This window comes from Nocardia sp. NRRL S-836 (assembly GCF_001279525.1).
Classification (GTDB): Bacteria; Actinomycetota; Actinomycetes; order Mycobacteriales; family Pseudonocardiaceae; genus Lentzea.
This window is the reverse complement of the sequence record NZ_LGDY01000075.1, coordinates 1-237: the sequence shown is the minus strand read 5'-3', so window position 1 is coordinate 237 and position 237 is coordinate 1. Positions and strand designations below refer to the sequence as shown.

At 56.1% G+C, this 237-nt stretch carries 1 rRNA gene; it reads right to left on the bottom strand.

What is annotated here, in order from left to right:
• Window positions 1-97, bottom strand: a 5S ribosomal RNA gene (rrf, locus tag ADL03_RS08830); the annotation flags it as partial.
• Window positions 98-237: the final 140 nt, after the last annotated feature.

The window sequence follows — 237 nt, the reverse complement described above, 5'->3', positions numbered from 1 at the left end:
CCCACACCGTAACCAGTGCAGTACCATCGGCGCAGAAGGGCTTAACTACCGGGTTCGGAATGGGACCGGGTGTTTCCCCAACGCTATAACCACCGAAACTCTGTGGAGTTGTACCTGCGGCGATCGGAATGCCGCTCGGTTCTTCCAGAACCGCACAGTGGATGCGTAGCGTCTTCGTAACAAGTCCTCGGCCTATTAGTACCAGTCAGCTCCAACCGTTACCGATCTTCCACCTCT